The sequence below is a fragment of the Veillonella rogosae JCM 15642 genome, from assembly GCF_002959775.1.
Classification (GTDB): Bacteria; Bacillota; Negativicutes; order Veillonellales; family Veillonellaceae; genus Veillonella; species Veillonella rogosae.
On record NZ_PPCX01000007.1, the window covers coordinates 5001 to 21111 of the forward strand.

Below are 16111 nucleotides of genomic sequence, written 5' to 3' on the forward strand. Positions count from 1 at the left end.
ACTTGAAGGGGGCTGCTCCTAGTACGAGAGGACCGGAGTGGACGAACCGCTGGTGTACCAATTATCCTGCCAAGGGTACAGTTGGGTAGCTACGTTCGGGACGGATAAACGCTGAAAGCATCTAAGCGTGAAACCAGCCTTGAGATGAGGTTTCTCATAGCATAAGCTAGTAAGATCCCATGTAGACGACATGGTTGATAGGCCAGGTGTGGAAGAGCCGTGAGGTTTGGAGCTGACTGGTACTAATAGATCGAGGGCTTTACTTAAACAAAACATTAAGCTGAAATGTGCAACAAATATATATAACTTCTATGTGGTTTTCAGAGTACAAATTCTGACAGATTCAGTGGCGATGGCTATGAGGATCCACCTGTTCCCATCTCGAACACAGTAGTTAAGCTCATAAACGCCGAAAGTACTTGGCTGGAGACGGCCTGGGAGGATAGGAAGCCGCTGATTAAGCATAAAATAGAGGGTCAACCCTAAAGGGTTGGCCCTCTATTTTTGTGCTCTAACGAGCACAGCTTTCATACCTGCTAGAGCCGTCTCCAGCCAAGGTTGTACAAGTACTATCTATGGATAGTAATTTATAGGACGGCGTGGGAAACCTAGGGCAATAGGGCGTAAAGGAGCACAGCGACGCATACGTCCATTGCATCAGGTTCGACGAAGCCCTATAGTTAAGTCTGTACATTGGCATAATGTATTATATATTGCCATGGGCGAGTGTGATAGGAAGCCGCGGCTAGTGGTAGGAAGCAAACTAAATTTATACGGTAACAGGGCACATCGTGCTAATATTACCGAACCTTAAATCATGTGATTAACTCTAAATTTATGCAAATAAGATATTTCATAGACTTCTATGATAATCTTGTGAGGGATTTTGTTGATAATACTGATATACTTGTGGTATTCTCATTATGTATGAAAGTAGATGGGAGTGATTATTTTATATGTATAAATATGGCAAGTGCTGTATTAAAAAGTTTTTATATTTCGTTGTTGCATGTATTGCAATATTAGCTGTTTCCATTGGGATTATGTGGGGACTGTCTGCTCATTATAAATTATATGGTGTGCCGGTACTCAATTATCACCAGATAAATGATGAAAAGCACTCTGCTTTAACACTGCATGTAGATCAATTTAAGGAGCAGATGGAATATCTCCATAATCATGGATACAACACGATTACATTAAATCAGCTATACGATTATTTGCAAAATGGTACAGAATTACCAGATAAGCCAATTGTTATTACCTTCGATGATGGTTATGTAGATAATTATAAACATGCTTTGCCTATATTAAAGGAATACAATATGAAGGCTACATTGTTTATGATTAGCGATGCAGCGAATACGCCTGGTTTCGTTAGTACGGAGCAAATGCGAGAAATGGAGGCAGCAGGCTTTGATATTCAAGGTCATACAAATCATCACAAGATACTAACCCATATGGACCCAACGGAGTTGCCAGATGCAATCTTAGGTGGTAAAACCTCTATGGAAGGTATTCTAGGGGAGCCTATCATTTATTTAGCCTATCCAGGTGGTTTTAATGATATGCTCGTTCAGTATGTTACGAAGCAATCTGGTTATAAGATGGCTTTCACCGTTCAACCAGGTACAGTTAAGCCAGGGGATAATCTCTATGCCTTAGATCGATTAGCTATATTCCAAGGTGATACACCGTATTTATCTTTCTGGTTGCGCCTACATTGCGCACCATTTATTAAGTATTCTTGGGCATTGCGTGATACATTACGCGATAATGGATGGACAACCTTAGCATCTATTATGCCTTTATTCTAGGAGGAATTATGTCTTACGAAGTTGTAGCAAGACCATTACGTGTTGCGGTGTTAACTGTTTCTGATACTCGCACATTGGAAACTGATAAAGGGGGCAACAAGGTTCAAGAGTTTTTAGAGCAAGCGAATCATATTGTGGCAGAACGCAAAATTGTTATTGATGATTATGATTCTATTAGAAACGCTATGATTCCGTGGTGCAATGATGAATCTATCGATGTAATCATCTCTACTGGTGGCACCGGTATTGCCATGCGCGATGTGACAATTGAGGCTGTAAATAGCTTGTATGAAAAGCATATTCCTGGCTTTGGTGAAATCTTTAGATATCTTTCCTACACAGAAGATATCGGCACAAAAGCGATGGCTTCTCGTGCGGAGGCTGGAGTGAACAATAATACATTGATGTTCTCTGTCCCTGGTTCTGTAGGTGCTGTGACATTGGCTATGAGTAAACTCATCATTCCTGAAATGGCGCACCTCGTTCGGGAAATTACAAAATAATATGTTAAGACTGCTCATAATGAGCAGTCTTTTTTGTTAGGTATGAAATATTATCATTATAGACTCTAAATTTGCCATGTAAGACATAAACTAGAGGCATAAAAACTGGTTTGTTTAATTCTCAATATATAAACAATACCATTGCAGTATTGTTTTATTTCGATTATACTAGATTTAGTAATACGTTTGTCCGAGTGCACGAGAAAGGAGACCTTATGAAGTTAAATCAGGCCACGGATTATGCATTTCGCATGGTCTTACATATGGCGATGTTACCTTCGGGTACGAAGATAACAGGTGCTGTATTGGCTGAGCAAGAATTGATTCCAGAACGATTTTTGCTCAAGATTATGCGTAGTCTCATTGCAGCAGGGATTATGAAATCCTTCCGCGGTGTAGATGGTGGGTTTGCCCTCAATCGAGACCCTCAAGAGATTTCATTGCTCGATGTAATTAGAGCGGTAGAAGGGGATGCGTATTTACAACGGTGTTTATATGATGTAGGTTCTTGCTCTAAATCTTGTAAGGGGCATTGTGCTATAAATGAAGCAATGGGGACGATTCAGCATCAATTAATTGGTCAGTTGAAAGAGGTTAACTTTAAAATCCTCGCGCAACGTGAACAAACTATTGTAGCGGGGTCCTTACCTTTTTTACAAGCACAATGATTCAAGGTTTTTAGTAAAAGCTCATCAAGTGATGTAAGTTTTTTATTCTAAGGAGGAAAACACATGTTTGAAGCTGTAGATTTAGCTCGATTACAATTTGCGCTAACATCTATCTATCACTGGTTGTTTGTGCCGTTCACACTAGGCATGACAGTGATTGTCGCTATCTTAGAGTGGACATATGTGTCTACAGGTAAAGAAGTGTACAAAAAAATGGCAAAATTCTGGGGCAAATTGTTCCTAATCAACTTTGCCATGGGTGTGGTAACTGGTATCGTTCAGGAATTCCATTTCGGTATGAACTGGGCAGAATATTCTCGTTTTATGGGTGACATTTTCGGCGCTCCATTGGCCCTTGAAGCATTAATGGCATTTTTCTTGGAATCTACATTCATGGGTGTTTGGATCTTCGGTTGGGACCGCTTAAATAAAAGCGTTCACGCCCTTGTAGCTACGTTGGTAGCATTAGGTACAAACCTATCTGCGTTCTGGATTCTCGTAGCGAACTCCTTCATGCAACATCCTGTAGGCTTTGTATTGCGCAATGGCCGTGCAGAGATGGAAAACTTCCTGACAATTGTTCAAAATGGCTATGTACCTGGCCAATTCTTCCATATCGTGTTGAATGGTCTATTAACAGCAGGCGTAATCATTATGGCAATCAGTGCATGGCACTTATTGCGTAATAATGCGACAGAATTCTACCGTCGTTCTGCTAAATGGGGCATGGTTATTGCCCTTGTATTCGGTACTTTAGGCGCAATGGCAGGTCATCACCAAGGTCAATACATTACAAAAGTACAACCTATGAAAATGGCTGCTATGGAAGCTTTGTGGGAAACACAAGATCCAGCTCCATTCTCTTTAGTTGCTAACATCGATACTAAAGCTCAAAAGAACACAAGCGCTCTTGAAATTCCTGGTGGCTTGTCCTTCTTGACTCAAAACTCCTTCACTTCTGGTAAAGTAGAAGGTATCAAAGATCTTCAAGCTAAAGCTGAAGCTCAATACGGTCCTGGTAACTATATTCCAGACGTTCCAGCAATCTTCTGGACATTCCGTGTCATGGTTGCAGCTGGTTCCCTTATGTTACTTGTTGCATTCGTAGGTCTTATCCTTAATGCAAAAGACAAACTTGTTGAAAATCGCACATTCTTGAAAATTATGTTCTGGATGTTGCCATTGCCATTCATCGCTCACTCCACTGGTTGGTTTGTAGCTGAAGCGGGCCGTCAACCATGGCTTGTATATGGCTTACAATTGACTGCAGACGGTGCTTCTAAATCCGTTACAGCTCCAGAAATTATGACTACAATCATCGGCTTTACACTTGTGTATATCGTAGCAGCTATTGCGGCTATCTACCTTGCTGTAGAACACATCAAAAAAGGTCCAGATGGCAACCCATCTCACGATGTAGTTGAAAAAGAGGAGGCGAGATTATGGAATTAATTTTTAATAACCTTGAAGTGGTATGGTTTATCTTAATTACTGTACTATTCGCTGGCTTCTTCTTATTAGAAGGTTTTGACTATGGTACTGGTATTTTGTTACCATTCATCGGTAAAACTGACGTTGAACGTCGTCAAATGATCAATGCCTTAGGTCCTGTATGGGACGGTAATGAGGTATGGATGATTACTGCAGGTGGTGCATTATTCGCATCCTTCCCTCATGTATATGCTACATTGTTCAGTGGTTTCTACTTGGCGTTATTCTTGATGCTTGCAGCGCTTATCATGCGTGGTGTAGCATTCGAGTTCCGGTCTAAAAGCCCTAACTTGTTATGGCGTAAAACTTTCGACTACTGCATCTTCTTTGGTTCCTTGATTCCTGCATTATTGTGGGGTGTTACGGTTGGTAACTTGATCCAAGGTACGCCAATCGATGCAAGCATGACGTATGTAGGTACATTCTTTGATTTGTTAAGCCCATACACAGTGCTTTGTGGCATCGCTTTCATCTTGGTATTCACATACCACGGTGGTTTGTTCACTTCTATCAAAACTGCTGGTGCTATTTCTGAACGCGCTCGTGCAGCTTCCTTGGTAGTAGGTGTTCCTACAGCTATCGGTGCATTAGCATTGGTAGGTGCAACTTATGTATTTACAGATTTGTTCAACTCTGTATTAGCAATTGTTTGCTTTGCGTTGGCAATCGTGTTCTTCCTTATTTCTTGGGGCGCAACACGTACTCGTAATACAAAATGGGGCTTTGTATTCAGCTCCTTATCCGTTATCTCTGTAACGGCTGCTTACTTTGCTGGTTTGTTCCCTCGCATCATGGTTTCTTCTTTGAATCCTGAGTGGAGCTTAACTATTACAAATGCAAGTAACTCTACTTACACATTGACATTGATGACTTGTGTAGCTTTCGTATTTGTGCCAATTATCTTGGTGTACCAAAGCTGGGTATACTGGACATTCCGTCATCGTGTAACAGAAAAAGACTTACACTATTAATAGAATAGCTTTATAACTTTGGTGAGTTGTAAAATTTAGGTCTCAATGTGAGGCGTGCCGTAGCGGCACGCCTCTTTTTTGTGGTAAGATGAATAATATTGATAAATTTAGATTCATTTGGACTCAATTAGATTATAGTTTAGCTTAATCTGAGTACGACTTAGATAGAGGAAATTTAATCAATTTGAGTTTATATTTTTAGTAGTTTTACCGTAGAGGATAATATGATACAGCGTACCGCTTTTAAAGCGCTGCTAGAACATAAAGGGCAGCTTTTACTACTGGGATTAACTTGCTTAGTAGAAAGTCTGTCCATTGTTGGGCAAGCTTGGTTCTTTGGAACCTTAATTAATAATTTTATATTTTTAGAGAATACCTTAGCTGATGAGATGAATACAATCTCGTATTTGGCTATTGCCATTATTGTGCGATTGTTAGCTCATTATATACAAGAGGCTGTGGCAAATCGTTTGGGCACTGCTGTGAAAGCATCTTTTAGAGAGCATGCCTTAGAGCATATGTTTAAGCTTGGTGTACAGCATAAAGAGCGTCACGGTGATGTAATTCATTTGCTTACGGATGGTTTGGAACAGGTTGATGCTTATGTAGCTCGCTATATTCCTCAAATCTTATACGCTATTATGATTCCGCTCATCATGGGGATTGCTATCGTAGATGCATTACCGATTATTGGTATTATCTTGGTTGTTACGGTGCCATTGATTCCATTCTTTATGATTCTGATCGGTAAGCAAGCTGATCGATTGAATAAAGAGCAATGGGAGCGCATGAGCTTTTTGTCAGGGCATTTCTTAGATGTATTGCAAGGGATTACTACGCTTAAATTATTTGGTCGTGCAAAAGATCAAATTAAAGTTATTGGTCGCTTGTCTGAGGAGTTTAAAGATTCTACTTTAAAAGTTTTGCGCGTAGCATTCTTATCAGCATTGGTGCTAGAACTAGTAAGCACCATTAGTACGGCCTTAATTGCAGTATATTTAGGCTTAACCTTGCTAGATGGTGAGATTGCCTTCTTCCCAGCATTCTTTATTTTGCTATTGGCACCAGAGTTTTATACACCGTTTAGACAATTGGGTGCTGCTTTCCACACGGGAATGGCAGGTAAAACTTCAATTTTAAAATACGAAGACTTTATGAATCGTGAACCATCCTTACCTGTTGGTGGAACCACAAGATTAGATGGTTCTGTAGAACATATTGAGATTAAGGATTTAACTTTTACCTATAAGAATAGTGATAATGGAGTTCGCCAAATAACGCTTGAGGCTAAACGCAATGCACCTATTATGCTCGTTGGTGAAAGTGGGGCGGGCAAGTCCACTATTGCACATATTGTAGGCGGGTTCTTGCAAGCGCCGCTTGGTACAGTGACAGTAGATGGTCATGATATATGTGATTTAAATATCGACTGGTGGCGTCAACAAATTACCTATGTATCTCAACATCCACACATTATGAAAGGCACCTTGCGTGAGGTTCTATCCTTTGGCATGGATGTAAGTGATAAAGAAATTCTTGATGCTTGTAAAGAGGTTCAACTCTTAGATGTCATCAGTCGTCATGCTGACGGTCTTGATGCGGTCATCGTAGAAGGTGGTTTAGGTTTAAGTGGTGGTGAGCGTCAACGGGTTGCCTTAGCACGTGCATTCTTACGGAAGGGGCAGGTGCTGATTCTCGATGAAGTAACGGCCCACTTAGATGTAAAAACGGAATCTATCATTAGTACAGCTATTCAACGATTGATGAAGGATAAGCTTGTCATCATTATCGGGCATCGCTTACAAACGATGCACTGGGCTTCTAAACTATATGTTTTAAAACAAGGCATCATTATTCAACAAGGCTCTTATGAAGAGCTAGTTGCTGTGGATGGTTATTTTAAAGACCTCGTAGCATCTGGCTTGGGACAATTCTCTTCTGCCATAGAAGAAGAATTAAAAGCAGGTAAACATTCAACTGCGCAACATATAGCTGCTATGGAGGAAACTCTGAAACAGGCGTGTATTGCTGATGCTAAGAAACAGGAAGTTATTACTGATGCGGTGACTAAATCATCTACACTTGATAAACATGATGTGAAGATACAGAAAATGGGCTTACAAGGGTGGAAGCTATTATTCGCAGTTCTAAGTCCTGCTAAGTGGTCCTTAGTATTAGCCTTGATATTTACATTCCTCACGGTCTTCATGAATGTAGGTTTGTTAACTGTTTCATCTTGGTTATTAGCGTCGGCTGCGTTACAACCAGGTCTTACCTATTTAAGTCTTGCCATCGTAGGGGTTCGTTTCTTTGGTGTTAGTCGTGCAGTATGTCGTTATTTTGAACGTTACACATCGCATCGTATGGCATTCCAAGGTCTTTATGGTCTGCGCCTGTGGTTCTATGCACATTTGGAGCCATTAGCACCGGCTATTTTAAAACGCTTTGGTGCTGGTGATATGCTCGGTCGCATTATGGGGGATATAGAGGTATTACAATTTTTCTACTTGCGAACTCTGATTCCACCTGTAGCAGCCATTGCTATGACTGCATTAGTTGCTTATGGAGTATCTACGATTGATGATAGCTTGGTTATGCCAATTTTAATGGCAGCTCTTGTTTTAGGGGTAGTAGTACCGTTAGTTGTTTACGCCCATAATAAACAATCTCTACGCGCCATTGGGCCTCAACAAGGAGACTATAAAGCACTGTTAAGTGATACTATGGATAGTCTCGAAGACGTTATTAGCTATGGCAATGAAAATCTTGTATATAAACGAATTCAACAGATGATGAGACATGTTGATGGTCATAAAGGAACTATTGATCGGGGTATGAACTTAGGCAACACATTATTCCTAGGCGGCGTTCAGTTAACTGTTGTTGTGGTAGCGATTATGGCTGCTAATGCATTAACTGGGGCGTGGGCTAGCGTAATGGTGGCGGTAGCCGCTATTGGTACGCAAGCTTGGTTTGAAGCGTTACAACCGATGATTGCAGCGGTCCATCACGGTGCTGAAAGTAAAGTAGCCACAAGCCGTCTTATAGCACTTGCAAATGAGCCGTTACCGGTTGTAGAGCCATTAGAGCCTAAGCCTTTTAATCCAAATCGAGATATTACTTTTACAAATGTATCCTTTGGCTATGATCATGCGCATACTATCTACGAGAACCTTAGATTGGATATTAAACAAGGTCAGTCGATTGCCATCGTGGGAGCCAGTGGTTCCGGTAAGACTACATTATTTAATATGCTAGAGCGTTTATATGATTACAATGGCTCTATCCATGTGGGGGATGTAGAATTAAAGGATATTTCTATGGATACCTGGCGTAATACATTAGGTACGATTACTCAGGATACCTATATTTTCCATGCGTCCTTTGGTGATAATATTCGCCTTGCCAGACCGGAAGCAACAGCTGATGAGTTAGAGCAAGCCATACACCGTGCATCCTTGCAAAATGTTGTAGATAAGCTGTCCGATGGTATACATACAATCGTTGGCAGTGGTGGACATGGACTAAGTGGCGGTGAACGTCAACGTGTGGCATTAGCGAGATTATTTTTGCGAAACCCTCAAATTGTTTTATTAGATGAACCACTAGAAGGCTTAGATCAAGTAACTCGAAAAGCTTTACATCGCGATTTGATGCACTACGTAGAAGGTAAAATATGCTTATATATTACGCATCAATTAGAAGGTTTAGAGCAAATGGACCGCATATTATTTATGGATAAAGGTGAAATTGTAGAAGATGGCACCTATGAAGAGCTCATAGCGTTGCGTGGTCATTTCTACGAATATTGCTATCTATCTATGGCAAGTATTCAATAAAAATTAATATCAGTAAAAGTATCTATTATAATTATTAACTTATAATAGGTAGTATATTAAAGTACAGTAATAAAGCCCCTTGCGCTATGCGAAAGGGGCTTTATGTATACCGATATTTAATAGTAGATATAGGAGTCTTTTATCGATAAATCATGCAGTATATGGTATAATTTTTATGTCGAAAGCTAATTTCTCACCCTTGGAGGGGTTATGACTAAAATTTTCACCAAATTAAGAGCTTTGGTGGATGAAGCATTATCTGATCGTGATACGGCGGTAAATAAGGAGCCTATTATAGAAAATACTCCTTTAGAAGAAGATTTGTTTGACCATCGGTTGCTATATATAGAAGAAGACACTATCAATCGTATGTTGCGTGCCGCTCTTCGCAATCACTGGTTCTTTTATGCTGTAACATTTGAATTTGAACCAAATAACCAAATATTCCTATCCATTATTACTAAATGGGGGAATGTGATTAATGTGGAATTCACCTTAGAGGATCTATGGTTTGATGATTACTCATCATCCTTTGCGATTCGCCTTGATACAAATAATATAGATACAGGTGGGTTTATTTTAAACTCCCTTTTACATTTAGTAGGTAACTGGTGCCTCAGCCTATTTGGCGTATTCTTTAATCCTATCGCATTAGGTGAAAAGGGTTCTACTGTACGCTTTGAGAAAAAAGGCATTATTCAATTTGACCTATTACCAAATACACAAGTAAAGAAATTTATACCGTTACCAGAACGCCATATTGGTAGTAATGGTCCCGTTCTTTTGGGGAATCCTCGTACTAGTCAATCTGTATTGCAGCTTGATTACTATGCATTCCATGATCCAGTAGATACCTTTACGGTACCAGATGTACCAACTCGTACTAGTTGGCTACGTTCTATCGATATTGCGGCGGTTCTTTTATTGCCGATTGGTGTATGGATTACCTTTGTTATCTTGCATCATTACTTGCCAACTGAAACGTTGGAGTTCTCATTCTCCACGTACTTCTTAATTTCTTTAGGGATTTTCATCATTTCCTTCTTGGTTATGAATATTCCGCGGTATTTGTACATGTATTTTGACTCTCGTAAACAGTGGCAAAGTGCGTTTGTACATAATAATATTAAGATTCAAATGCGCAAGCTCCATCGTCGCATCTTCATGCAGCAGGCTACGCTGACCTCTGACTGTGATGAGTGTACTGCTAATGAAAGCCAAGAGCGAATTAAACATTTGTTGTTACAAATTCGCGACAAGCGATTCCTCGCTAATCGACTTAAGATTGCCGATGATGATAGAGCCCGTAAACAAAAGGTTAAGTTTATCATCGCCTATATTGGTTGTACATTAATTGAGTTAATGTTGATCATGAACTAAATTGAGTTAATGGTGATTATGAACTAAATGGTTTTAACAACATAAGAAAGAAAAAACGTATCTCTTTAGAGATACGTTTTTTCTATTTCATGATTAAATTTTCTTATCGTTTTACCGTTTTTTACGACGTTTACGGACTGCTTTTCTAATTTCTCGCTCTGTTTCTGTTTTAGGTTGTTGCATCGACTCATAAGTTGGTCGATTTACAGGCATAAATGGTGGGTTACCATATTGGTTCGGTTCTGGCTGACCAGGCAATACCCAGAATAGGAAACCGATGAGCCATATGAAGAGCTCAAGCAAGTAATTGAATGGAGATACAGCAGAGTAGGTATTGATGAAGATCATAATGACCGACCAGAGAATCCCTGCCCATGCATTAAAGCCGATGTCGTGAATACGACGACCAAATAAAATGCAAGATAATGGGAAGAGGGCTGCTAGTAAAATCCAAATAATAACTCTTGTAAACCAGTATGCAGGTAAAGAGACAACAAAATCCAAGAATAGATCATCGATATAGTGAACGATGTGGAATAGAATCATCAGAGCGATAAAGCATATGATGAATTGTAGTCGATTTAACCGTCCCGTCAGGTTAAAAATCGATAAGCCCATGCGACGCCCTTGGAATGCAATGAGTAAACCGATGGCACATATGAGCAATGTTCGTAATACAACATAGAGTAAATCCATAAGTTCCCCTTTATGTATAGCTTATAGTTGAGTTAATTCTGGCAAGACTAGCTCAAATGCTACACCATGTTTCATTGATTTTACAGTATCTACTGTAGCTTGAATTGCTTTAGTAGTAAAATTCATTGCCAGTTCTGCTGCATCATAAGGTGAATATCCCCTCATTACTGCACCTGATAATACAGCGGTGAAAATATCTCCGGTTCCTGTTGCTTTTACAGGGACAAGAGGTATAGAGTAGGTTTTTAAAAAGTCTGTAGGCCCATCATAGACGGCGATGACCGCATGTGTTTCAGATGGAACGCTTGTCATGATAACCATGTCAGGCCCCATGTGATGTAATTGTTTACAACGGTCACGCAATTCATCATCATTAATAGGATCTGTAGAAAATGGAATATCTAATAAGAAGCAAGCCTCTGTATAATTGGGCTTTACAATATGAGCCTTGGAAACAAGTTGGCGCATAGCGACTACCATATCAGGCGTGTAGATTGAGTAGAGGCGACCATCGTCCGCCATAGCTGGATCGACGATGACCATTTGTCCATTATTGCCAAAACGGTCGATTGCTTCCTCCACAAGGTGGATTTGTTCTGGCGATGCCAAGAAACCACTTACAATAGCGTGAAAGTCGATTTCGTTTTTATCCCAACAGTCCATGAAATCCCTCATGTGAGCCGATAAATCTACAAACTCATAATGGGGGTACTCCAAGTGATTGCTCAAAACGGCTGTAGCCAAAGGTACTGCCTGGCAGCGCATAGCACTGATGATGGGAATCATAACGGTTAGGGCACAGCGGCCGATTGAGCTCATATCTTGAATTGTTAATACTCTAGGTACTGCTGTCATAGACACCTCCAAATAATTATATATTTTATTGTACGTTATGTACGGCTTTCTGTAAATGTAATGATGCTATTCATGAAATTAACTTCATAATGTAGTATAATAAAACGGATAGACTTTTAATGGAGGATAGTGAAATGACAAGGTATGTATTTCGACGCCTAGGTGGCGCAATCATAATCTTATGGGTCATCATTACCGTAACATTTGCGTTAATGCACGCAATTCCGGGGGGACCTTTTACAACAGAAAAGAAATTGCCACCTCAGGTGAAAGCAAGTATCGAAGCAAAGTATCATCTTGATGATCCCGTGTGGAAACAGTATGGAGATTATTTAGGTGGTGTTATTACCGGCGATTTGGGGCCATCATTTAAGTATGAAGGTCGTAGTGTGAACGACATTATCAGCGATGCATTCCCAATTTCTGCTCAGCTAGGCTTGTTATCTTTAATGGTAGCTGTAGTGGGTGGTATTACAGCGGGGGCGATTAGTGCCATGCGACCGAATAGTATTGTAGACTATGCTGTGACCGTGTTATCGACATTGGGAATCTCAGTGCCTACATTTATTATCGGTGCTGTCCTTGTATATGTAGTGGGCTTTGAGCTTGGGTGGTTTCCAGTAGCTTTATGGCGCGGTCCATCGTATATGGTATTACCAGTTTTAACACTGGCTGCACAACCGATGGCATTCATTGCTCGTTTAACGCGCAGTGGATTATTAGATGTGTATCAACAAGAATATATTCGTACTGCTCGTGCGAAAGGCTTAGGGTCTTGGACTATTTTGATGCGTCATGCACTAGGGAATGCGATTTTACCAGTTATTACATATTTAGGCCCATTGGCGGCGAGCCTCTTAACAGGTAGCTTTATTGTAGAAACGATTTTTGCTATTCCTGGTCTTGGACAGTATTTCGTAACATCTATTTATAACCGTGATTACACTGTTATTTTGGGCATTACGATTTTCTATAGTGCGTTAGTAGTATTTCTTAATATTTTAGTGGACATGATTTATCCATTAATCGATCCACGCGTTACGACAGAGGAGGGGACAGATGAATAAGGAAGATTTTTTACCTATTGAACGGGCCCCTCAAGAAGAACTGATTAGTTTTATTAAGCGCCCTAGTAAATGGGAGCGGTTCAAGGTGAATCGTTTGGCTGTAGTAGGGGCAAGCATCATTCTCGTGATGATTGTATTGGCTATTTTAGGCCCCCTAATTTCACCTTATACTTATGCGGATCAATCCTTAATCGATGCCAACCAAAGTCCAAGTTTTAGTCATTGGTTTGGTACGGATACATTAGGCCGCGATATTTACACTCGCGTTATGTACGGTGCTCGCATTTCCTTGACCATTGGTTTTGTAGCTGCCTTTATCAATCTTGTAATTGGCGTTGCTTACGGCGGTATTGCAGGTTACTTAGGTGGTAAGGTTGACCGTATCATGATGGGTATCGTAGATGTTTTGTACGGTATCCCTCTCTTGTTATACGTGATTTTGTTAATGGTTGTACTAGGCCCTGGTCTTACATCTATTTTTGTAGCATTGGGCATCGCGTACTGGCTTAATATGGCCCGTATCGTACGTAGCCAAATTTTGAAAGTTAAAAACGAAGAATACATCATCGCTGCAGAAGCTATGGGTATTCCAAAGCATCGCATTTTGTTGCGTCATATTTTGCCGAACTGTGTTGGTCCGATCATCATTACCTTAACATTGGCCATTCCAGAGGCTATTTTTACAGAAGCATTCCTTAGTTTTATCGGTTTAGGTGTAAATGCACCGATGGCGAGCTGGGGTGTATTAGCTTCTGAAGGGATTAGTAGCATGCGCTCTTATCCATTCCAATTGATTTTCCCTGCTGTTGCCATTAGCGTTACCATGCTTGGTTTCGCATTCCTTGGCGATGGCTTACGCAATGTATTAGACCCTAAGGAAGGAGATAGATAATGAATAACGCAATTGTTGATGTGCGCAATGTGTCCATTACCATCGAAACCTTTCAAGGTCCATTACGAGTGATTCGCAACCAAGATATTTCGTTACAGCCTGGTGAGATTTTAGGGATTGTAGGTGAATCTGGTTGTGGTAAATCTGTTATGGTGAATTCCTTAATGGGGTTGTTGCCATATGGTAAGACTAAAATTAAAGCGGATAAATTCATGATTGATGGTCATGATTGTTTAGAATTTACTGAAGATGACTGGAATGAACTTCGTGGTACTACAGTTGCCATGGTATTCCAAGATCCTATGACCTCTTTAAACCCAATTATGACGATTGGTGAGCAAATGTATGAGGTTATTCATCGTACTAATGCCTATGGTGAAGATTACGATGAAAGAGCCATAGCCATCGATTTATTGAAGAAGATGGGCCTTTCTACGCCGGAAAGACGTCTATCTCAATATCCGCACGAGTTGAGTGGTGGTATGCGCCAACGGGTATGTATCGCCATGGCTGTAGCAGGTCGTCCAAAGATTTTGATTTGCGATGAGCCTACAACAGCACTTGATATCACTACAGAGGCACAAATTTTACGCCTTATGCAAACATTAGCCGTAGAGGCTGGTATTGGTATTATCTTTATTTCTCACAACTTACGCGTTATCGCTCAAATTTGTGACCGCGTTATGGTTATGTATGCAGGTAAATGCGTTGAGTCTGCTACGGTAGAAGGTATCTTTAATGAACCTCGTCATCCCTATACCTTGGGCTTATTACTCGCATTGCCGCAAGGTAAATGGCATGGCGAGTTGAAAGCCGTTGAAGGTCAACCACCAGATCTATTTGATTTGCCGAGAGGGTGTGCGTTTAACCCACGTTGTAAATGGGCTATGCGCATTTGTGGTAATCGGATTCCTACGGTTACAAATGTTGGTGAGAATCATCAATTTACATGTTGGTTAGCTAAGTTGGAGGGACTTTAATGAGTTACGTATGGGAGACTGACAATCTCGTTAAAGAGTTCACCCTGTCAGGCGGCTTGTTTAAGCCAAAACACACGGTACATGCTGTACAAGGCGTGAGCCTATATCAATCACCTGGGGAAACCCTTGGTATCGTAGGTGAGTCTGGATGTGGTAAATCCACATTTGGCTACACTTTGATGGGTTTACATCAAGCTACATCTGGTTCCATCTATATGAATGGTCGTCACATTGATCCTTATGTGGAGAGACAAGCTGTTCATCCTGTGATGCAAATGGTATTCCAAAACCCTTATGCATCCCTTAATCCGCGACTTACGGTGAATGCTATTTTAGAAGAGCCTTTAGAGCTAGATCCAAAGTATACACCTCGTGATCGCGTTATTCGCGTAAAAGAGGTACTCGACCAAGTTGGATTAAATATGTCCTTTGGTGAGCGTTACGCTCATGAATTATCTGGCGGGCAACGCCAACGTATCGGTATTGCACGGGCTCTAATTATGCAGCCACAATGTATCATCTGTGATGAACCAATTTCTGCACTAGATGTATCGATTCAAGTGCAGATTATGACATTGCTTGAACGTTTGCAAGCAGAGCATGGCATTTCGTACCTCTTTATTTCTCATGATTTAAACATGGTGCGCTACATTAGTCATCGCATGGTTGTTATGTACTTGGGTGCTGTTATGGAAGAAGGTCCTGCATTGGACTTGTATGAGTTTCCACAACATCCATACACCCGTGCCTTGACGGCCTTAAATGGCCCAGTTATGCCACATGCACCAATTGGGGCTCCTCTAAAAGGAGACCCACCAAATCCACTAGATCCGCCAAAAGGCTGTTTGTTTAGTGGTCGATGTCCAGAAGCGGAAGGTCGTTGCTTTACAGAGCGTCCACCGCTTCGCGATTGGGCTGATCGCCGCATTGCATGCTGGCACATATAATGGGA

Annotated in this window: 13 protein-coding genes and 2 rRNA genes (1 of these 15 running past the window's edge); 13 read left to right on the forward strand and 2 right to left on the reverse strand. The window is 40.8% G+C overall.

Going from position 1 to position 16111, the window contains the following annotated elements; all coding sequences use genetic code 11:
* The 9 genes from VRHSUH09_RS03430 to VRHSUH09_RS03470 form a co-directional block, all read left to right on the forward strand.
* Nucleotides 1–266: ribosomal RNA gene (locus VRHSUH09_RS03430) — 23S ribosomal RNA — on the forward strand (it extends 2669 nt beyond the left edge of the window).
* Nucleotides 267–342: 76 nt separating this feature from the next.
* Nucleotides 343–459, forward strand: a 5S ribosomal RNA gene (rrf, locus tag VRHSUH09_RS03435).
* Between the two features lie 497 nt (nucleotides 460–956).
* On the forward strand, nucleotides 957–1817 hold the full coding sequence (locus VRHSUH09_RS03440; protein ID WP_054747740.1) for a polysaccharide deacetylase family protein: 861 nt from the start codon (nucleotides 957–959) through the stop codon (nucleotides 1815–1817).
* An 8-nt stretch (nucleotides 1818–1825) separates the two neighbouring features.
* Nucleotides 1826–2320, forward strand: a complete 495-nt coding sequence (locus VRHSUH09_RS03445) for a MogA/MoaB family molybdenum cofactor biosynthesis protein (RefSeq protein ID WP_009352619.1) — start codon at nucleotides 1826–1828, stop codon at nucleotides 2318–2320.
* A 215-nt stretch (nucleotides 2321–2535) separates the two neighbouring features.
* Nucleotides 2536–2988 carry an RrF2 family transcriptional regulator gene (locus tag VRHSUH09_RS03450; RefSeq protein WP_105081386.1) on the forward strand — a complete coding sequence of 151 codons (453 nt, stop codon included), beginning with the start codon at nucleotides 2536–2538 and terminating at the stop codon, nucleotides 2986–2988.
* 63 nt (nucleotides 2989–3051) lie between these two features.
* Nucleotides 3052–4440 (forward strand): cytochrome ubiquinol oxidase subunit I, encoded by a 1389-nt coding sequence (locus tag VRHSUH09_RS03455; RefSeq protein WP_105081387.1) that lies wholly within the window; start codon nucleotides 3052–3054, stop codon nucleotides 4438–4440.
* Nucleotides 4431–5450 (forward strand): cytochrome d ubiquinol oxidase subunit II, encoded by a 1020-nt coding sequence (gene cydB / locus VRHSUH09_RS03460; protein WP_105081388.1) that lies wholly within the window; start codon nucleotides 4431–4433, stop codon nucleotides 5448–5450. Before VRHSUH09_RS03455 ends, cydB begins: the two co-directional genes overlap by 10 nt.
* A 224-nt stretch (nucleotides 5451–5674) precedes the next feature.
* Complete coding sequence (cydD, locus tag VRHSUH09_RS03465; protein ID WP_105081389.1) at nucleotides 5675–9289, forward strand: thiol reductant ABC exporter subunit CydD; 3615 nt, start codon at nucleotides 5675–5677, stop codon at nucleotides 9287–9289.
* A gap of 210 nt (nucleotides 9290–9499) precedes the next feature.
* The gene (locus VRHSUH09_RS03470; protein ID WP_105081390.1) at nucleotides 9500–10669 is read left to right on the forward strand and encodes a hypothetical protein; all 1170 of its coding nucleotides are present in this window, start codon (nucleotides 9500–9502) and stop codon (nucleotides 10667–10669) included.
* A gap of 111 nt (nucleotides 10670–10780) precedes the next feature.
* Here VRHSUH09_RS03470 and VRHSUH09_RS03475 read toward each other — a convergent pair whose 3' ends face one another.
* A complete protein-coding gene (locus VRHSUH09_RS03475; protein WP_105081391.1) occupies nucleotides 10781–11365 on the reverse strand; it encodes a DUF805 domain-containing protein in 585 nt (194 codons plus the stop codon).
* A gap of 21 nt (nucleotides 11366–11386) precedes the next feature.
* Nucleotides 11387–12220, reverse strand: a complete 834-nt coding sequence (locus tag VRHSUH09_RS03480; RefSeq protein ID WP_009352736.1) for a pyridoxamine kinase — start codon at nucleotides 12218–12220, stop codon at nucleotides 11387–11389.
* Nucleotides 12221–12354: 134 nt separating this feature from the next.
* On the opposite strand from VRHSUH09_RS03480, the gene VRHSUH09_RS03485 reads away from it, so the two are divergent.
* From VRHSUH09_RS03485 to VRHSUH09_RS03500, 4 genes are read left to right on the forward strand one after another with little or no spacing between them, the layout of a single operon-like run.
* A complete protein-coding gene (locus tag VRHSUH09_RS03485) occupies nucleotides 12355–13287 on the forward strand; it encodes an ABC transporter permease (protein WP_105081392.1) in 933 nt (310 codons plus the stop codon).
* The gene (locus VRHSUH09_RS03490; RefSeq protein WP_105081393.1) at nucleotides 13280–14179 is read left to right on the forward strand and encodes an ABC transporter permease; all 900 of its coding nucleotides are present in this window, start codon (nucleotides 13280–13282) and stop codon (nucleotides 14177–14179) included. Before VRHSUH09_RS03485 ends, VRHSUH09_RS03490 begins: the two co-directional genes overlap by 8 nt.
* On the forward strand, nucleotides 14179–15159 hold the full coding sequence (locus VRHSUH09_RS03495) for an ABC transporter ATP-binding protein (RefSeq protein ID WP_009352667.1): 981 nt from the start codon (nucleotides 14179–14181) through the stop codon (nucleotides 15157–15159). Before VRHSUH09_RS03490 ends, VRHSUH09_RS03495 begins: the two co-directional genes overlap by 1 nt.
* A complete protein-coding gene (locus VRHSUH09_RS03500; protein WP_105081394.1) occupies nucleotides 15159–16106 on the forward strand; it encodes an ABC transporter ATP-binding protein in 948 nt (315 codons plus the stop codon). Before VRHSUH09_RS03495 ends, VRHSUH09_RS03500 begins: the two co-directional genes overlap by 1 nt.
* Nucleotides 16107–16111 lie beyond the last annotated feature (5 nt).

What these genes read in the sequence shown, in the direction of transcription:
- VRHSUH09_RS03440 (WP_054747740.1), top strand. Translation starts at nt 957, where the DNA reads ATGTATAAATATGGCAAGTGCTGTATTAAAAAGTTTTTATATTTCGTT.
- VRHSUH09_RS03445 (WP_009352619.1), top strand. Translation starts at nt 1,826, where the DNA reads ATGTCTTACGAAGTTGTAGCAAGACCATTACGTGTTGCGGTGTTAACT.
- VRHSUH09_RS03450 (WP_105081386.1), top strand. Translation starts at nt 2,536, where the DNA reads ATGAAGTTAAATCAGGCCACGGATTATGCATTTCGCATGGTCTTACAT.
- VRHSUH09_RS03455 (WP_105081387.1), top strand. Translation starts at nt 3,052, where the DNA reads ATGTTTGAAGCTGTAGATTTAGCTCGATTACAATTTGCGCTAACATCT.
- cydB (WP_105081388.1), top strand. Translation starts at nt 4,431, where the DNA reads ATGGAATTAATTTTTAATAACCTTGAAGTGGTATGGTTTATCTTAATT.
- cydD (WP_105081389.1), top strand. Translation starts at nt 5,675, where the DNA reads ATGATACAGCGTACCGCTTTTAAAGCGCTGCTAGAACATAAAGGGCAG.
- VRHSUH09_RS03470 (WP_105081390.1), top strand. Translation starts at nt 9,500, where the DNA reads ATGACTAAAATTTTCACCAAATTAAGAGCTTTGGTGGATGAAGCATTA.
- VRHSUH09_RS03475 (WP_105081391.1), bottom strand. Translation starts at nt 11,365, where the DNA reads ATGGATTTACTCTATGTTGTATTACGAACATTGCTCATATGTGCCATC.
- VRHSUH09_RS03480 (WP_009352736.1), bottom strand. Translation starts at nt 12,220, where the DNA reads ATGACAGCAGTACCTAGAGTATTAACAATTCAAGATATGAGCTCAATC.
- VRHSUH09_RS03485 (WP_105081392.1), top strand. Translation starts at nt 12,355, where the DNA reads ATGACAAGGTATGTATTTCGACGCCTAGGTGGCGCAATCATAATCTTA.
- VRHSUH09_RS03490 (WP_105081393.1), top strand. Translation starts at nt 13,280, where the DNA reads ATGAATAAGGAAGATTTTTTACCTATTGAACGGGCCCCTCAAGAAGAA.
- VRHSUH09_RS03495 (WP_009352667.1), top strand. Translation starts at nt 14,179, where the DNA reads ATGAATAACGCAATTGTTGATGTGCGCAATGTGTCCATTACCATCGAA.
- VRHSUH09_RS03500 (WP_105081394.1), top strand. Translation starts at nt 15,159, where the DNA reads ATGAGTTACGTATGGGAGACTGACAATCTCGTTAAAGAGTTCACCCTG.